This is a genomic window from Geotalea daltonii FRC-32, assembly GCF_000022265.1.
GTDB lineage: Bacteria > Desulfobacterota > Desulfuromonadia > Geobacterales > Geobacteraceae > Geotalea > Geotalea daltonii.
The window spans coordinates 588,336-602,791 of sequence record NC_011979.1 but is presented as its reverse complement, the minus strand read 5'-3'; the positions used below and the strand labels follow the sequence as shown (position 1 = coordinate 602,791).

Sequence of the window (14,456 nt, the reverse complement as noted above, 5' to 3'; positions counted from 1 at the left end):
AAGTCTCGATAGAGGTTATTTTCATGTGGTGCGCTCAGTTATGCCAGCTCAATTTTGAGGCTTTTACCGAGGGCAAGGGCCGCTCTTTCGAGGGTCTGAAGGGTAACGGAAACATTGGCAGGATCAAGGAGCCTGTCCAAAGCAGTGCGACTGGTGTGCATCTTCTCAGCCATAGCGGTTTTTGAAAGATTCGCTTGTTTCATTTCCTGCTCTATCTGAAATGCAATAACCCTTTTGATTGCTGCCGCTTCTGCTTCAGCACGCAAACCTTCCTCTTCAAGAAAATCATCGAAGTTTGATCCCAAATGTTCGTTTTTCATTTTGAACCTCTTTTGTAGGTACCAAGGCGGCTCAATGCCGTCTTGAGTTCGTTTTGCGGGGTCTTCTGTGATTTTTTTATAAACCCATGCAGTAAAATCATGTACTCATCATCAACCGTAAAAAAAACCCGTGCAATGCCGTCTGCCAATCTCGTTCGTACTTCCCATAAATCTTTGTCTATCTTTCTGATGAGCGGCATTCCCAATGGCCAGCCAAGTTGTGCGGTCTTGATGTCTTCGCCAATTTGGCGCTTGTCATCACGATGCAAATCCTTAAGCCATTCCCGAACCGGCTCATTGCCAGCTTCAGAGTGGTAAAATACGACTTTGAGGACAAACGCAATATCAGTCATTTGTGGCCCATTGTACCAATTTTGGTGCACTTGTCAATTTTTGTTTTGTTGCAATTTAAGGGTATGGCTTTGCCCCGCCGATTCTATTAGGCGGGTCTTGCCTCGTTAGTACGCGTGGCCGTCCTCGTTTCCGGGGTCTTAGTGCCTGATTCAACCGGAATTCCAGCATATCCATAAAAGTTTCGGAGCCGAAGGGACGACCAGTTCGTGTAGCTCTGCGGATTGCATTGGCAGTTTCTTCATCTTCGGTTCGGACATGAAAAAGGGGACAGGCTGGTTTTTAAAGCCCCCAGTCAATAAAGTGGCCTGTTCCCTTTTTTAATCCGCGGCAGCACAATCTACGTGCGCCCCCCCCTCCGTCCCCTTGCCCCGCACGCGCCGCGGCGATGATGGAGTCGAGAACTCCCGGGAATAGTGCCTCGAGGTCTTCTTTTCGAAGGCTGTTGACCCACTCCTTGCCTTCACGCCTTGTGGCGAGTACACCGGATGTCCTCAGGACCTTGAAATGGTGGGATAAAGAAGATTTCGGCATAGCCAGGCCGAAACATCCGCATGCGATTTCACCGGCACTGGCGAGTTTAAGCACTATCTCAAGCCGCACTGGGTCACTTAGCGCGTGCAGTATTTTGGGCAGGGTGATCTCGTTGCTCGACGGTTGCTCCTGTTCGATACTTTTCGCTACCATGCTTCCTCCATGTACCGGCCATCATACAAAAATATGCTTGACCGAGCAATACAGTTCGAATATTTTCGAATGGTTCGACAAATATCGAAGCGTCGGTGTGACCGATTTTTAAAGCCCGCCGGATTGAAAAAAAGGAGAAACCATGAGAGTAATTGCGATTAATGGCAGCCCCAGGAAGAACTGGAATACCGCAACCTTGCTTGAGCATGCTGTAGCGGGCGCCGCCAAGGACGGTGCGGAAACCGAGGTGGTGCATCTCTATGACCATGACTTCAAAGGCTGTATCAGTTGCTTTGCCTGCAAGAAAATAGGTGGCAAGAGTTATGGCCGGTGTGCAGTCAACGACGGTCTGACGCCGATTCTGAAGAAAGCCGCGGAGGCGGACGTCCTCATCCTCGGAACCCCCGTGTACTTCAGTGCAGAGACAGGGGAAATGAGGTCCTTTATAGAACGCCTCCTGTTTCCGTTCCTCACGTACACCCCCGGCTATGCCCCTATTTTCCCGGGGAAACTCCAAGTCGGGCTGATTTACACGATGAATATCCCTGAAAAAGATTTGACCACCTACAATTACGACAAGATCTTCGCTGCCTCTCAAGGGGCCTTGAGTCTGGTTTTCGGGAATTGCGATCTCCTGCTAAGTACGGACACTTACCAGTTCAGCGACTATTCGGAATACCTGTCAACCTCCTTTGATCCGGAGGCCAAGAAGAAGCGGCGCGAGGAGGTCTTCCCGCAAGATTGTAAGCGTGCATTCGAGTTAGGGGCCAGACTCGCGGCCAGTGTACCTGGCTAGGCATAATCGGAACACCTCTGGAGCTCCCATAGATGGTCCTTCTGGTCCCTCTCCCGGGGAATTCCCGCTATGGGAACTTAGGCCCTCTTTCTAGGCTTCTGCTCAAGACGGCCAGAATATCCATCATGCACAGGAAGAATATGTGTCACAGGAAGAATATGCAGGAAGAATATGTGTCAGGTCTACAGGAAGAATATGTGTCAGGTCTACACCTTGACACTAATTTAATCCTTTTCTGTCAAGGTGTAGACCTGACACTGTTAAATTTCCAATGCTATCTTGCTTCAATTTGGAGCCCTCGATTATATTGTCTGTCATTGTCTTTCCTCCCTATAGAATGTCAAAGGCTGCCCCCTTGGTCTCACCTAAATCAATTAAATGCATAAGGTGGTGCCATGCATAAGGTGGTGCCAGGCTTGCAATTGTGCAAGTTGCTAATTCCATAGTTGCAAGCCTGACACCGATTTCCTCCTGAAAAAGATTTGACCACCTACAATTACGACAAGATCTTCGCTGCCTCTCAAGGGGCCTTGAGTCTGGTTTTCGGGAATTGCGATCTCCTGCTAAGTACGGACACTTACCAGTTCAGCGACTATTCGGAATACCTGTCAACCTCCTTTGATCCGGAGGCCAAGAAGAAGCGGCGCGAGGAGGTCTTCCCGCAAGATTGTAAGCGTGCATTCGAGTTAGGGGCCAGACTCGCGGCCAGTGTACCTGGCTAGGCATAATCGGAACACCTCTGGAGCTCCCATAGATGGTCCTTCTGACCCCTCTCCCGGGGAATTCCCGCTATGGGAACTTAGGCCCTCTTTCTAGGCTTCTGCTCAAGACGGCCTGAATATCCATCATGCACAGGAAGAATATGTGTCAGGTCTACACCTTGACACTAATTTAATCCTTTTCTGTCAAGGTGTAGACCTGACACTGTTAAATTTCCCTGTTAAATTTCCCCTATTACGCGAGCGATACGTGCCATGTGCAGAAATTAATTTTATGCTTCTGATAAGTCAAGCGGTAATTAAGTAAGGTGTCCCCGGAATTCCGGTCAAGCGGTAATTAAGTAAGGTGTCCCCGGAATTCCGGTGAGCGGTAATTAAGTAAGGTGTCCCCGGAATTCCGTAGTAAGGTGTCCCCGGAATTCCGGTTGGGATCATTTTTATCGACCAACTGGAGCGAAGCTTAGACCGGCCATGCTTTGTTGTCGTTTGCAGTCTTGATTTTCTCAACTCATTTGTCAGCCTCTTCAGACGCCGCGAATACTGTCCTGTTATAATCAAAAAACCTCTTAGCCTCTGGCGAAGTTTCGTAGTTAGTCTGTTCAAGTACTATCGACATAACTCTAGCAAAATAGAAGTTTCCAACTTTCAGCCAGACCGATACCATGTTTCTGTTGTTTTCGCTATCACTATACAAACTGTCCATATCTTTCATCCATATTGAAGGCGGAATTGAGTGAACAAATGTAGAAATGTCAGCCAATATTCCCATTACAAAATTTGAGCTATCTCCACATACGCTAGTTACTCTATCCTTTCTACTCTTGTATAATACAGTTTCTCCTTTTTTAATCCTATCCAATGATTGAGTATAAAGAGGCGATTTTTTAATTCTATTCCAGTAAGTTGCTTGAGCGGTTTTGTAAAATTGTTCTGCTTTTGGCTTATCAATGTGCTCTTGGATAACATTAACCCTATTCGCAATGTAATAACTCAAAATATCTCTGTGAAGATTGAATTCTTCAGTGGTACAGTTTACCATCATGTCGATAACATCATGAGTATCTACGATGTTACGAATCATTGTGGCTATGGAACGTTTGTCAAGAATTTCTTTACTTTCATGCCGAAAAGGGAGAAGTCTCAGAACGATTCGGAATATCGAACTTGTAGAGAACTTTCTGGCGTTCTCGTCGAACTGTGACCCAGAGGGCAATAGTTTAAATAATGAGATCGCTGTAGCTTGAACGGTATGCGACAACACTATCGTCGGCCAATCTAGAAATTTCCCCTCCGCATAGTCCTTTTCCAACCTATAGATATACGGTTCAAATGAGTTTATTCCTAGGGCTAGTAAAGCCGCTTGAGAAAGCAAGTGCGACATTAATGGAGGTCTCCGACTATTTGCTATTTCACCATTGTTGGAGAAAATAATAAATTCAATCGTTTGACGCTTGACCTACGGACAGCTTTTCGCCCGGTCATGGTAGTGCTGGTTAGGCATTTGCACTTATTACTATCTAAATTCAATGTGAATGACTTCTCCGTTGTTTCCTGCTTTTTGCATTGCCATACGACGGTCGAGCCACTGGGCACGTTCTTGTGCAACTGAGGTAAATACTTCGTTCATCTGCACGACAAGATTCTCTCGATTTGCAGTATTTGACATCTGAACTGCAAATCGACTCAGTACCTCTGGACCGCCGTGGAACAAAGCGATCCGGGCATGGTTTCTAGCCTCTTCGTTTAACAGGAAGAATATGTGTCAGGTCTAAACAGGAAGAATATGCAGGAAGAATATGTGTCAGGTCTACACCTTGACACTAATTTAATCCTTTTCTGTCAAGGTGTAGACCTGACACTGTTAAATTTCTGTTAAATTTCCTCTGATATTCGCTTTGACTTCTTCTACAGTCACCTCAGTCAGTAGAATACGCGTTCTACCTTGTTTCACTGACTCTATTAGAGCCGCAAATGTTGGATGCCCATAGAAAAAATTCATTTTGATAAAAATTGAAGTATCGATAAAGACGTTTATCATCTCAAATCCGTTCATCTTCTGAATCCTTATTTCACGCATAACGGGGTAGCGATTCACATGCCTGGCCTCTTTATCGCCCGGTCATGGTCTGAGCGCGGGTTGAGAGATTCATATCCTTGGATTGGCGGCTTCATGGCAATAACTTTCAGCAGCTGGCAAAATGTCCACAGGCAGAGGTTTTCCATGCAAATCTGCCAGGGTCTTCCCGAACGATGGGTTGTACTTCCTTGCTTCTTCAAAAGAAACAGCTGGCACTTCAAATGTAGCTTGGTGTTTGTTGCTGAACACGTCGGTTACTCGAACCTGAAGCTTAACCTTATTGTCTGTCACGACGGGGAAACAAGCACCCCAGCTATCTGACTGCTCAAAGTAGACGGCCCCATTTGTGGACCGACCTACCTCAAGAAACGTTTCAGCACTTTCCCCAGAGAGGATGCTCTTTTGGGTAAGGAATGGATATATTTTAAGATTTTCTCCTATTTTTGCCTGAAAGTCCATCAAGGCCGCAGTTTGATCATGTAACCAAAACCAGCCGATCCTATATTTCAACCATTGAATGCTGAAAGGTGTGATGTTCCAATGGTATCCGATGGAGACGCGTTCTATGCTGGAAGGAGCTGACCCAATGTTCGCAATATGGAGGTAAAGCGCGATGCCTGTCCGATGAACATCATATTTGCCATGTTTTTCCCCGATTAGATACGTGCAGCAGAAGGTCGGCCCGGGGAGTAGGCTTATCTTCATTTTCGGTTTTTGTCGGAGCGTGCGAAAAATGCCGCTAGCCCACCCTAATCCGATTGTAATGATGAAGAGGATGACGCTCAGCACGCCTTGGTTGTTATTTAGCCACTCAATAGACGATGGGATCATTTTTAGCTCTTGGTTTCCACAATTTTCTTCTTTTTCCGCTCAACGGCGGCTCGGCATGACCTGCGAGGCAGGGCTTTACTCTGCCGTGTCAGTGTCTGTGCCGGCGTTATGACTGATTTATTGTACGATTATCTGTTCGTAATTAAGAAAGCCTGAAAATTCGTCCTCAGAGGCTTCATATAATCTATCCAGATTTACTTTGAGGAATTTTGTTTGGCCTTCTTGAAGTAGAAATTCAAGTTCTCTCATTTCTAGCCCTGCAAATCCTTGAGTCATGACACCGAGAACGTGGGAACCAGGGGTTACCTTAGCTGAAAAGCATTTCCCAGCAGAAGAACGTAATATAGGTCTTCTATCTAACGAAATTATCGTTGCAGCAGCGTCACCTAGAAAAATATATTTCCTGCAGACTTTTACCTGTGCTTGCTGCGAAGCTTGTATTTGAGGCATTGGAATTTGATTAATGATTTCTGTGGTGGCGCAGCCACTAATAGTTACAAGCAAGAAAATTATTGTTAAAAATCTCATTGATTTCTCCTAAAAGGAAATTTTATGTACATTAGGGTAATTCCAGGGATGCCATACTCAAATATGCAAAGACTTCTTTTGGATCCAGAAGGCTTCATGCTGTTTTATAACTAATACGTCGATAGGACCACCGACAGTTTTTGTACGCATTTGGAATCTCATTGTGTCAGCTGTAGTTTTGATAGCATAAACAGCAAAATCTATTGCATCTTGAAGTGTAAACATTTCAAAAGGGATACTGTGTGATGTTAGTGGTGAATATGCAACCATGTCTTCAGAGAAGTGCAGATGCGGATTAATCACTCTTATCAAAACGTCTGACTCGCCATCCCAAATTGATCCGTGCAATAACTGGTTTGGTACAATATTACTTATATTTCCATTGGATATAATGACCTTATAAACTTTTTTAACACGTTTTTCACCTTCAGTCTTATAACCAGCAACATGAAATCCAGTATTAGGAATATTCGACATAGCTTGAAAATACTCAACCAACAGTTCTGGAACTTCATCTACAGAAGTTTGACCTTCAACCATTTTTTCATTAATAAATGATTCAATATATCCACTTATAGGTATCGCATTTATAGTTGCATCACCATACATGGATATCCCAATACCATTTTTAGCTAGAAACGTTTTGTAAATAGTGTCGCTTTGCGACACTCCACACTCGAGTACAGTCTGGCCGTTTACATCGCGTGGAAGGTTCATAGTCAAACGGCTATCACTTGCCATGACTATACCTTCTTCGACATTAACTGTGACTATAAGAGACATATGCTTTTCCTTTCGTTCGCCCAACTCGTTTTTGAGCAGTTGCAAAGTTTCTACATCTATAAACCCAACAGGTTTCTAATACTATAAACTTCGCCGGCTTCCCCACCACCGAAGGTTGACACATCTACAACTTTCGCCGCGAGCCCAACGCACCTCCAGATTCACCCACTCCAATTAATGAGCACTAGCCATTTCTACTCCTGAAAAATGGGAAATTCAACTGAAATTACAGCAGGTTGGCTGTAAAAATTTTTGCATGGGGCAAAAGGTCAAAAAATCAAAGGGGATAGAAAGTGCGAAAGGCAGGAGGAGAGCCAACCGCAAGCTGGTTTCGGGGCAAAGCCTCCCACCTCGCTCAAAGCCTCTCCCCTTGACATTGCAGATATTTAACGGTAATGTGCCCAGCCTAATTGGCTTTTTTTATCGGTGATACCCGGCGGGGTATCATCAGGGAGTACAGCAGAGGCAGGTAATGCAACAATTCGTCCATGTGGGTATCGTCAAACTGATCGTCAACGGCGTCTCGCACCTGGCCCCCAGGACCATGGGCAAGCGCGCCGCCCTTATCGAGCAGATCAAGCGGGGGGATGTACAGGTAATACCGGCAGAAAAAAAGGTCGCCCTCTTGGATGACCTGCTCTCCGAATGCGGTGCAGAGCCGATTCTCAATATCGGCGAGCACTGCAACTCTTCGTGCGATTTTCCCTTATTTTATTTTCTGTTGAACTCGGATTCGCCCAAGACACTGATCAACAAGCTGGAGAACTATTACCGCTATATCCATTCGGCGAAGAGGATCAGGCTGGATGCGGCGGAACCTTGCAGCGTGACCGTCAGCCACGTCACGGCCCTGGCACAGCCCATCTCTGCGGCGGAGGATTTCTTTGCCTGCGGCGTACTGAAAACCCTGCTGGGGTTGATAGGATGCCGGCAGCTTTCCTACGGCTGGCAAAAAGTTGGGAACCCGGAGATTTTCCAGTATCTTGACGACGCGTCCCTCAAGGGGGCAGTCCAGGCGAGGGCCAGTCAATGGAAATTCCAGTGGGAATCGTTTTCGCCGCCGGAAAAAATCTCAGGGCTCGACGACTTTCTCCTGCAGAAATCGAAGATTGTCCAGCGGGAATGCCTGTCGGACAGCGTGGAAGCTATCGTCAAGCAGGACCTGAATCACAAATGGACGCTGAAAAGCGTTGCCCAGTCCCTGAACATGTCCGAGCGGAGCATGCAGAGGAAATTACAGGACGAGGGGCAGACTTTCAGAAAGCTGCTCAATAATGCCCGCATACGCACGGCGGAGAGTTATCTCCTCAACAGTCAGCTTTCCCTCACGGAAATAGGCTATCTGACCGGCTTTTCCGATTACTCCCATTTTTCAAAGGAATTCAAGCGGTACAGCGGCACCAACCCTTCCCAATATCGCAAAGGGACCGAAATCGCCTGCCTTTAGAGCCGCGCCTTTCTGACAGGTTGTTGAAAAACGTCGAAAGGATGCCGGAATGCAAGGCTTAAGCAAGCGAAAAGCCGAAGCGTACTTTTTGTACGCTGAGGTTTTGAGCGAGCGATAACGCAGCAGATCGGCACCGCAACAGTTTTTCAACAACCTGTGGTAATGATTTGCCATGACCTCTTCCTTGCATACTCATCCAGCTTCATGTCGCCGATCACCGCACATGGATTGCCCACCGTTTCCAGCATCTTCAGGTCCGATATGTGATCGGAATAGGCATAGCTCGACGAAAGGTCAATTCCGTTTCGTTGCGCATACCGGCGGATTGCCCGGGCCTTCCCCTCTCCGACCATGGGGAGTTCGTTGCGTATCTTCCCGGTAAAGACAGTCCCCTTTACCTCAACCTCCGTAGCCAGGATCTCATCAACCTGCAGGGCCTTTCCCAAGGGTTCGATCAGGGGAAGATGGGACCCGGACACCAGGACCACACGGTGTCCTTGCCGCTGATGGTTACGGATTACCGTGCCCACCTGCCCGTATATTTTCTCCAGAATGCCCGCCTCCCGATACCATTCGTCGATCAGGCTGCCGTAAAGACCGGCGTCGATCCCGCTCAGGGCAGCGTAATAGTGCCTGTTCACGGTCATCCGGTCGTCTTTTTTCATGGCGCACCTGAGGAGATTGAGATAGGTGCCGGTTACACGAACCATATGAGCCAATCCCGCAACGGTCCGTTTCAGGGGGGGCGCCCCCTTGTAGAGGTTTCGGTGGAAATACCAGTAATAGCCGCTCATGGTATTGTAGTCTACGATTGTCTTGTCCACATCGAAGAACGCGCCGATCTGGTGTTTGCTCTCTTTCGTCATAGGTGGATGCTCTCTCCGGGGCGCAATATTTTCACCTTCTCGCCCATGTCATACCTGGCTATCTGCCTTCTCAACTCCTGCAGCGGGTAGTCCGGCTTTTCCAGGACGGTTCGAAATGTACCGTAATGGATGGGAATCATGATGCGGGCCTGCAGGTCTCTGAATGCCCGAAGCGCCCTTTCCGGGTTCAGGTGGGTCTTGCCGAAAAGGAAATCCGGCGTTGCCAGCCCGACCGGCAACAGAGCCGCATCAATATCCCAAGCGGCGCCGATTTCACGAAACTGGGGGCCGTAGCCCGTATCCCCTGCAAAAAAAATCGTTTTGCCGTGCAGTTCGATGAGGTAGTTGTTCGCCGGCCTGCTCCTGCCCAGAAGCAGCCGCTTTGAAACGTGCAGCGCCGGCAGGGCGGTCACCTTCACCTGCCAGTCCTGGTAGGTCTTTCCATGGTCCAGTTCATGCTGTGTCCGGTGGTTAAGCCCCCGGAAAAGATGACCCGTCCCCTTGGGGATCAGGAGTCGGTACCCTCCCGGCAGCGCCCGCAAGGTTGACCTGGACAGGTGGTCGAAGTGGTCGTGGCTGATCAGGACCAGCGTCAACCTGGGAAGATCCTCGATCCCCATTCCCGGAGCCTCCAATCTCGGCACGAAAGGGCCGAAACTGGTCTCATAATTGGGATCGGTAACAATGGCCACCTCACGGCTCTGCAAGAGAACCGTGGAGTGACCTACGAAGGTGATCGAGAGTTCTTTACCGGTCATGCCTGCCTGAGCTGCAAATATTTCAGCACCGAATTGGCTATGCCCTGGCGATAATCCATCTTCGCCACAAATCCCAACTCCTTTGCGGCAAGGGATGTATCGTAGATGTGGTTCTTGGTAAGGTAATCCACCGTATAGCGGGTGAGCAGCGGCGGCTTACCGGTGATGCAGGCAACGGCCTCCATTCCTGTTGCAGCCAGTCTGGCAACGCCTTGAGGAATCATCCGGGGGCGTTCCCTGCCGAGGGCCGAAGATACCTGCTCCATGATCTGCCCCATGGTGGGGACCTCCCTGGCGCCGATATTATACACGGCGCCGGGGAGCCCTTTTCTTGCTGCCAGCATCATGCCGTCCACACAATCATCCACATGGGTGATGTGCTTCATGTTCTTTCCCGAGCCGATCTGCTTCAATTTATTCTGCAGCAACCCCTCCACCAGGGAAGGGATCAGGCGCCCGCCGGCGCAGTACACGGAAGTCAGGCGGACGATCTTGGTACTCATGCCGGTCTGCTTCCCACACTCAACCACGGCCGACTCCGCTGCCAACTTGGATTTTTCATATCCCGACAGGCACGTGCCCGGGGGGTCTGACTCCTTTCTCGGAGCGGGATCGTCGCATGCTCCATGGAGCAGGGTCGTACTCACATGGACGAAGTTCGGCACGTCAGCTTCGGAACAGCCCTGCAAAAGACTCATGGTGGCTTCCACATTGTTGCGGTAGTATTCCTCCCACTTGATACCCCAGAAGCCGGTGACCGCAGCGCAATTGTACACCAGGTCGACGCCGTCCAGATGTCGCCTGTAGCTCCCCTTGTCCAGCAAGTCGCCGTTGACGATCCTCACCCTGTTCCTGTCGAAGGTTACTCTCGATGCATCCCTCACCAGGCAGACAATCTCGTCTTTTCCCTCCGACAGTTTATCCACAAGACGCTTACCGACCAAACCGGTGGCACCGGTCACAAAGATTTTCATATGCCCCCCTGCGGCTTTATTCCCAAAACATCGAAATTGTCGACTTCGCGATAGACGGGGTTCATGTTCCCGTCGAGACGATCATAAACCCTCAGGCGGTTTCCGGCCATGACGCCCCTTGAGCTATGGCAGTCATAGCATTTAAGCGCTTCGGAGGAGGGCCTGACACCATGGGTCAGGGTAAGGAACGAGCCGCTGGGATAGTTGGCATTGTATTTCTGCATGTTCTGTCCGGTGGGAAGGGTTGTCACAAGATAGCTGTCGCTCCTGTAGTTGCCGTTGAAGATGGAGAGGACCGCAGCATCGGCGGGTGCACCGAAGAGTTTCCCAAGGAAGTTGAGGGAGTTGTAGGTCTTGCTCATTGCCGAGTCGATGGCCGGGGTCATGGAGCCGCCGCTCTTGAGCACTTCCAGATCCAGGTTCAGAAGCAGCGGCACTTCCAGCATCTCCCGTTGAAGCTCCAAGCTCAGGCTGGAATCGACAGTACGGTTGGCCAGGGTGCCTACACCAGCCAACGCCGTAGCGCCAGGGGCGTCACCGGGCACCATGGAACCTGTCCTTACCATTGCCGTTTGCAAAGTAGCGTCGTCCAGGAGGTCCGCCATGCGCAGTCCGCTCGTATCCACGGGAAGCCCTGAAGAAAGGGGCTTGAACGGCCAGATCTTGCTGCCATTCTCCCCTTTGCTGCCGATTGGCTGGGCAAGGTAGCTTGCTTTTCCGTTGAACCACAGGTACCGTGGCCGCATTTTGTAGGTCTCCCAAACCTCCCGTTCGCTCATCCCCGCTGTCGTATAGGGTTTACTGTCCTCGGCGGAGAAGATTCCCCCCCGGGCGAATTCCGTCTGGGTCCCATCCAGCTCCCAGCGGGAATAGGTGGCCCCGGAGGTCCAGGGGATGTGACACGTCTGACAGGCTACCCTGCTCACATGCCCATTGAGGGTTTCTTTATCATGGGGCTTCGCCGAATGGCATTTCTCGCATTTCAGCTCGTTTTCTGCCGACCCTACCTGGTAATCCGAGGCGAATATCTCGGCAATATGGTTGCCCCGCACCATTTTATGCTTGCCCACATTGTGACACCTGGTGCAGGCGTTGCCGGAAAAGGCAGCAGAGGCAATGTGCACGTCGTTCCATGTGGCGAAGGGGGTTCCCCGCTCATTGGGGGATGCAGCCTCGCTGTGGCAGCGCAAGCAAGCCGCAGTGGTCGACCTGCCGATGCTCGATACAGCACTCCATGTCCGATCCTGGTGCCAGTACTTAGCCTTCGTGCCGTCGGCATCGATCTCCTCCACCAACTTATCTCTCCCGCTGTAGGTGGCCGCGTGGCAAATCAGACAGTCGATCCCGTTCCGGACCTTTTCCATGTTAGCCGTGGGCAACCCGGTGAGCAGATCGATTTCTCCCATGGTACCGGGAAGGTATTTCCCCACATGGCACTTGCCGCACCCCCGCTCGCTGTCGAAATAGTAATTGACCACCGTATTGCCGCCGGTCAGTCCGCTGCTCCGGTCGTAATGGCCGTGCATCCCCCCGCCGGGGAAGTCGATCATCTTGTTTTCCGAACGGAAGGTATAGTGGACCGTGGCCATCACCTCGCTGATCTTATCGTTATGACACTTGCCGCACAGGGCGGTAGTAAGCAGGTCGGCCGAACCATCTATTTTCCCATCCTGGGCATCGACGGCAACAAAATCGCCGTAGAGGCTGCCATGGTCGAAGGCATGGGACAGGGAACACGACCAGAGGATACCGAAGCAAGCAATCAGTGCTTTCAGTCTCATTGTCCCCCTCCTGTGCATGCCGCCGCCGTCCGTCTCATCCGCGCGAAGAGTTTTTTCGGAATGCAGGTGCAATTGAACTCGATGGTCCCTTTGCTTTCGCTATGCTGGAAGATGGTGACGACGGAGCTGAATGCTTTCCGCACCCTGTCCGGGCCGTTTGGTGCGATTATGGCTATCTGGATGACCACCGGTTCCTGACATTCGAGAAAATTGGTAAAACTGCAGTTGACCACATCCAGAATGAAGATCGTGTCGAAATCCACGTCGTAGAATTTATGCACCGTCGCCGTACCCATCTGCCGTGCGGCCTCGATGACGAGAAGCCCCGGTACATGGTCCAGATAGTGTTCGAAAAAGAAGGGCAGCTGGTCGTCATAGGTTAGAAAACACTGGTAGATATCGGGCCCCAGGTCTTCCCGCCGGCAGATATCGCTGATTACCACGTTTTCGTCCTTTGCCTTGTGTACGAACCGCCTGTCGATTTTTCTTATGAAGTCGTCAGCAAATTCCTTCTGCAATTCCGCTTTGTTCACTGCCATGCCATACCTCCAAATAAACATTCACTGCCTACCACCGGGCGATATTAAATTAAAATTATTATAAATTCTTGTATTTAGCCGCCATTCTTTTGGTGGAAACCGCCTGTGTCCCGTGTGACTACATTTTCTGCAAGAATTTCGAGGGATTTTGGATTCGTGCGTTTTTATTTACATCCCAAATTTTTACTATAAATAAAAAATGTCGACACTTTTTTCTTGAAATTAAAATTTTCACGATATAATCTCTTTAAAAGCTTTCTTCGCTACGAAAGGTGTCGACACTTGTCTTCTCTCCCCAACGATACGACCCAAGGGACGGCCCCCTTGACCGACCGGATCTTTGAACTGCTGCAGGATGCAATAATCAAGGGTGATATTCCTGCCGGCAGCAAAATTTCAGAACCCGAACTGGCCAGGAATTACGGCATCAGCCGCGGCACGTTGCGCGAGGTCCTGAGCCGCCTGGAAGAACGACATCTGATCATCCGCGCGCCCAACCATGGGGCGCGGGTCATATCCCTTTCCTACGAGGAACTGATTGAAACCTATCAGGTCCGTGAGGCACTGGGGGGGCTAGGCTGCGCCCTGGCCGCCCAGAACATGACCGACGAGGAGATTGCCGGGCTGAGGAACCTGCTCCGGGAACATGAAAAGAGCATTGCCGAGGATGAGGGGCTTTCCTATTACCAGCAGGAGGGGGAGCTTGATTTCCATTACCGGATACTACAGGGAAGCCGCAACAAGAAGCTGCTAGCCATCCTGGATGGGGGGCTCTATCAGCTGATCCGCATGTACCGGTACCAGTTCAGCGCTGCCAGCCCTCGCCCTTATCTGGCCTTAAAAGAGCATCATCGTATCGTAGATGCCCTGGAGGAACGGGATGGGGAACTTGCAGACCTGCTCATGCGCCGCCACATACGGACCGCACGCCTCAGCGTCGAAGAACGGCATCGCAATGCCACAGAGCAGGTGGGAAGGAATGACTGATAGGCTGGATCC

The 14,456-nt window shown here is 50.0% G+C and carries 16 protein-coding genes; 3 read left to right on the top strand and 13 right to left on the bottom strand.

From position 1 onward, the window contains the following. Positions 1–38 precede the first annotated feature (38 nt). From GEOB_RS02630 to GEOB_RS02620, 3 genes are all read right to left on the bottom strand, one after another. Positions 39–320, bottom strand: coding sequence for an XRE family transcriptional regulator (locus GEOB_RS02630; RefSeq protein WP_012645627.1), 282 nt, complete (start codon positions 318–320; stop codon positions 39–41). Next, on the bottom strand, positions 317–673 hold the full coding sequence (locus GEOB_RS02625; RefSeq protein ID WP_012645626.1) for a type II toxin-antitoxin system RelE/ParE family toxin: 357 nt from the start codon (positions 671–673) through the stop codon (positions 317–319). The genes GEOB_RS02630 and GEOB_RS02625 overlap by 4 nt, the downstream gene beginning before the upstream one ends. A 280-nt stretch (positions 674–953) precedes the next feature. After that, the gene (locus tag GEOB_RS02620; protein WP_012645625.1) at positions 954–1,358 is read right to left on the bottom strand and encodes an ArsR/SmtB family transcription factor; all 405 of its coding nucleotides are present in this window, start codon (positions 1,356–1,358) and stop codon (positions 954–956) included. Positions 1,359–1,500: 142 nt separating this feature from the next. On the opposite strand from GEOB_RS02620, the gene GEOB_RS02615 reads away from it, so the two are divergent. Next, positions 1,501–2,154 (top strand): flavodoxin family protein, encoded by a 654-nt coding sequence (locus GEOB_RS02615; RefSeq protein ID WP_012645624.1) that lies wholly within the window; start codon positions 1,501–1,503, stop codon positions 2,152–2,154. A 1,227-nt stretch (positions 2,155–3,381) separates the two neighbouring features. Here the strand turns inward: GEOB_RS02615 and GEOB_RS02605 are convergent. The 5 genes from GEOB_RS02605 to GEOB_RS02585 all read right to left on the bottom strand — a co-directional run bounded on the left by GEOB_RS02605 (position 3,382) and on the right by GEOB_RS02585 (position 7,092). Further along, entirely contained in the window at positions 3,382–4,254 is an 873-nt protein-coding gene (locus tag GEOB_RS02605; protein WP_012645623.1) for a hypothetical protein, read from the bottom strand. A gap of 480 nt (positions 4,255–4,734) precedes the next feature. Further along, positions 4,735–4,926: a PIN domain-containing protein gene (locus tag GEOB_RS02600; protein WP_041267043.1), complete on the bottom strand. Its 192-nt coding sequence runs from the start codon at positions 4,924–4,926 to the stop codon at positions 4,735–4,737. Between the two features lie 93 nt (positions 4,927–5,019). Then, positions 5,020–5,781, bottom strand: coding sequence for a hypothetical protein (locus tag GEOB_RS02595; protein WP_012645621.1), 762 nt, complete (start codon positions 5,779–5,781; stop codon positions 5,020–5,022). Between the two features lie 117 nt (positions 5,782–5,898). Beyond that, positions 5,899–6,309: a hypothetical protein gene (locus GEOB_RS02590; protein ID WP_041267042.1), complete on the bottom strand. Its 411-nt coding sequence runs from the start codon at positions 6,307–6,309 to the stop codon at positions 5,899–5,901. Positions 6,310–6,366: 57 nt separating this feature from the next. Next, positions 6,367–7,092: a hypothetical protein gene (locus GEOB_RS02585; protein ID WP_012645620.1), complete on the bottom strand. Its 726-nt coding sequence runs from the start codon at positions 7,090–7,092 to the stop codon at positions 6,367–6,369. Positions 7,093–7,564: 472 nt separating this feature from the next. On the opposite strand from GEOB_RS02585, the gene GEOB_RS02580 reads away from it, so the two are divergent. Beyond that, positions 7,565–8,539 carry a helix-turn-helix transcriptional regulator gene (locus GEOB_RS02580; RefSeq protein WP_012645619.1) on the top strand — a complete coding sequence of 325 codons (975 nt, stop codon included), beginning with the start codon at positions 7,565–7,567 and terminating at the stop codon, positions 8,537–8,539. A gap of 146 nt (positions 8,540–8,685) precedes the next feature. Here GEOB_RS02580 and GEOB_RS19195 read toward each other — a convergent pair whose 3' ends face one another. From GEOB_RS19195 to GEOB_RS02555, 5 genes are read right to left on the bottom strand one after another with little or no spacing between them, the layout of a single operon-like run. Further along, complete coding sequence (locus GEOB_RS19195; protein ID WP_012645618.1) at positions 8,686–9,405, bottom strand: HAD family hydrolase; 720 nt, start codon at positions 9,403–9,405, stop codon at positions 8,686–8,688. Beyond that, positions 9,402–10,163 carry an MBL fold metallo-hydrolase gene (locus GEOB_RS02570; protein ID WP_012645617.1) on the bottom strand — a complete coding sequence of 254 codons (762 nt, stop codon included), beginning with the start codon at positions 10,161–10,163 and terminating at the stop codon, positions 9,402–9,404. The genes GEOB_RS19195 and GEOB_RS02570 overlap by 4 nt, the downstream gene beginning before the upstream one ends. After that, on the bottom strand, positions 10,160–11,137 hold the full coding sequence (locus GEOB_RS02565) for an NAD-dependent epimerase/dehydratase family protein (protein WP_012645616.1): 978 nt from the start codon (positions 11,135–11,137) through the stop codon (positions 10,160–10,162). The genes GEOB_RS02570 and GEOB_RS02565 overlap by 4 nt, the downstream gene beginning before the upstream one ends. Then, complete coding sequence (locus GEOB_RS02560) at positions 11,134–12,918, bottom strand: hypothetical protein (protein WP_012645615.1); 1,785 nt, start codon at positions 12,916–12,918, stop codon at positions 11,134–11,136. The genes GEOB_RS02565 and GEOB_RS02560 overlap by 4 nt, the downstream gene beginning before the upstream one ends. Beyond that, positions 12,915–13,457, bottom strand: coding sequence for an AfsA-related hotdog domain-containing protein (locus GEOB_RS02555; protein WP_012645614.1), 543 nt, complete (start codon positions 13,455–13,457; stop codon positions 12,915–12,917). The genes GEOB_RS02560 and GEOB_RS02555 overlap by 4 nt, the downstream gene beginning before the upstream one ends. A 282-nt stretch (positions 13,458–13,739) precedes the next feature. Here GEOB_RS02555 and GEOB_RS02550 point away from each other — a divergent pair, with 282 nt between their 5' ends. Continuing rightward, complete coding sequence (locus tag GEOB_RS02550) at positions 13,740–14,444, top strand: GntR family transcriptional regulator (RefSeq protein ID WP_012645613.1); 705 nt, start codon at positions 13,740–13,742, stop codon at positions 14,442–14,444. The last annotated feature ends 12 nt before the right edge of the window (positions 14,445–14,456 follow it).

Coding starts and splice junctions, on each gene's coding strand:
- GEOB_RS02565 (WP_012645616.1), bottom strand. CDS start 11,137: ATGAAAATCTTTGTGACCGGTGCCACCGGTTTGGTCGGTAAGCGTCTT.
- GEOB_RS02555 (WP_012645614.1), bottom strand. CDS start 13,457: ATGGCAGTGAACAAAGCGGAATTGCAGAAGGAATTTGCTGACGACTTC.
- GEOB_RS02630 (WP_012645627.1), bottom strand. CDS start 320: ATGAAAAACGAACATTTGGGATCAAACTTCGATGATTTTCTTGAAGAG.
- GEOB_RS02580 (WP_012645619.1), top strand. CDS start 7,565: ATGCAACAATTCGTCCATGTGGGTATCGTCAAACTGATCGTCAACGGC.
- GEOB_RS02620 (WP_012645625.1), bottom strand. CDS start 1,358: ATGGTAGCGAAAAGTATCGAACAGGAGCAACCGTCGAGCAACGAGATC.
- GEOB_RS02600 (WP_041267043.1), bottom strand. CDS start 4,926: ATGAACGGATTTGAGATGATAAACGTCTTTATCGATACTTCAATTTTT.
- GEOB_RS19195 (WP_012645618.1), bottom strand. CDS start 9,405: ATGACGAAAGAGAGCAAACACCAGATCGGCGCGTTCTTCGATGTGGAC.
- GEOB_RS02595 (WP_012645621.1), bottom strand. CDS start 5,781: ATGATCCCATCGTCTATTGAGTGGCTAAATAACAACCAAGGCGTGCTG.
- GEOB_RS02615 (WP_012645624.1), top strand. CDS start 1,501: ATGAGAGTAATTGCGATTAATGGCAGCCCCAGGAAGAACTGGAATACC.
- GEOB_RS02585 (WP_012645620.1), bottom strand. CDS start 7,092: ATGTCTCTTATAGTCACAGTTAATGTCGAAGAAGGTATAGTCATGGCA.
- GEOB_RS02605 (WP_012645623.1), bottom strand. CDS start 4,254: ATGTCGCACTTGCTTTCTCAAGCGGCTTTACTAGCCCTAGGAATAAAC.
- GEOB_RS02590 (WP_041267042.1), bottom strand. CDS start 6,309: ATGAGATTTTTAACAATAATTTTCTTGCTTGTAACTATTAGTGGCTGC.
- GEOB_RS02570 (WP_012645617.1), bottom strand. CDS start 10,163: ATGACCGGTAAAGAACTCTCGATCACCTTCGTAGGTCACTCCACGGTT.
- GEOB_RS02560 (WP_012645615.1), bottom strand. CDS start 12,918: ATGAGACTGAAAGCACTGATTGCTTGCTTCGGTATCCTCTGGTCGTGT.
- GEOB_RS02625 (WP_012645626.1), bottom strand. CDS start 673: ATGACTGATATTGCGTTTGTCCTCAAAGTCGTATTTTACCACTCTGAA.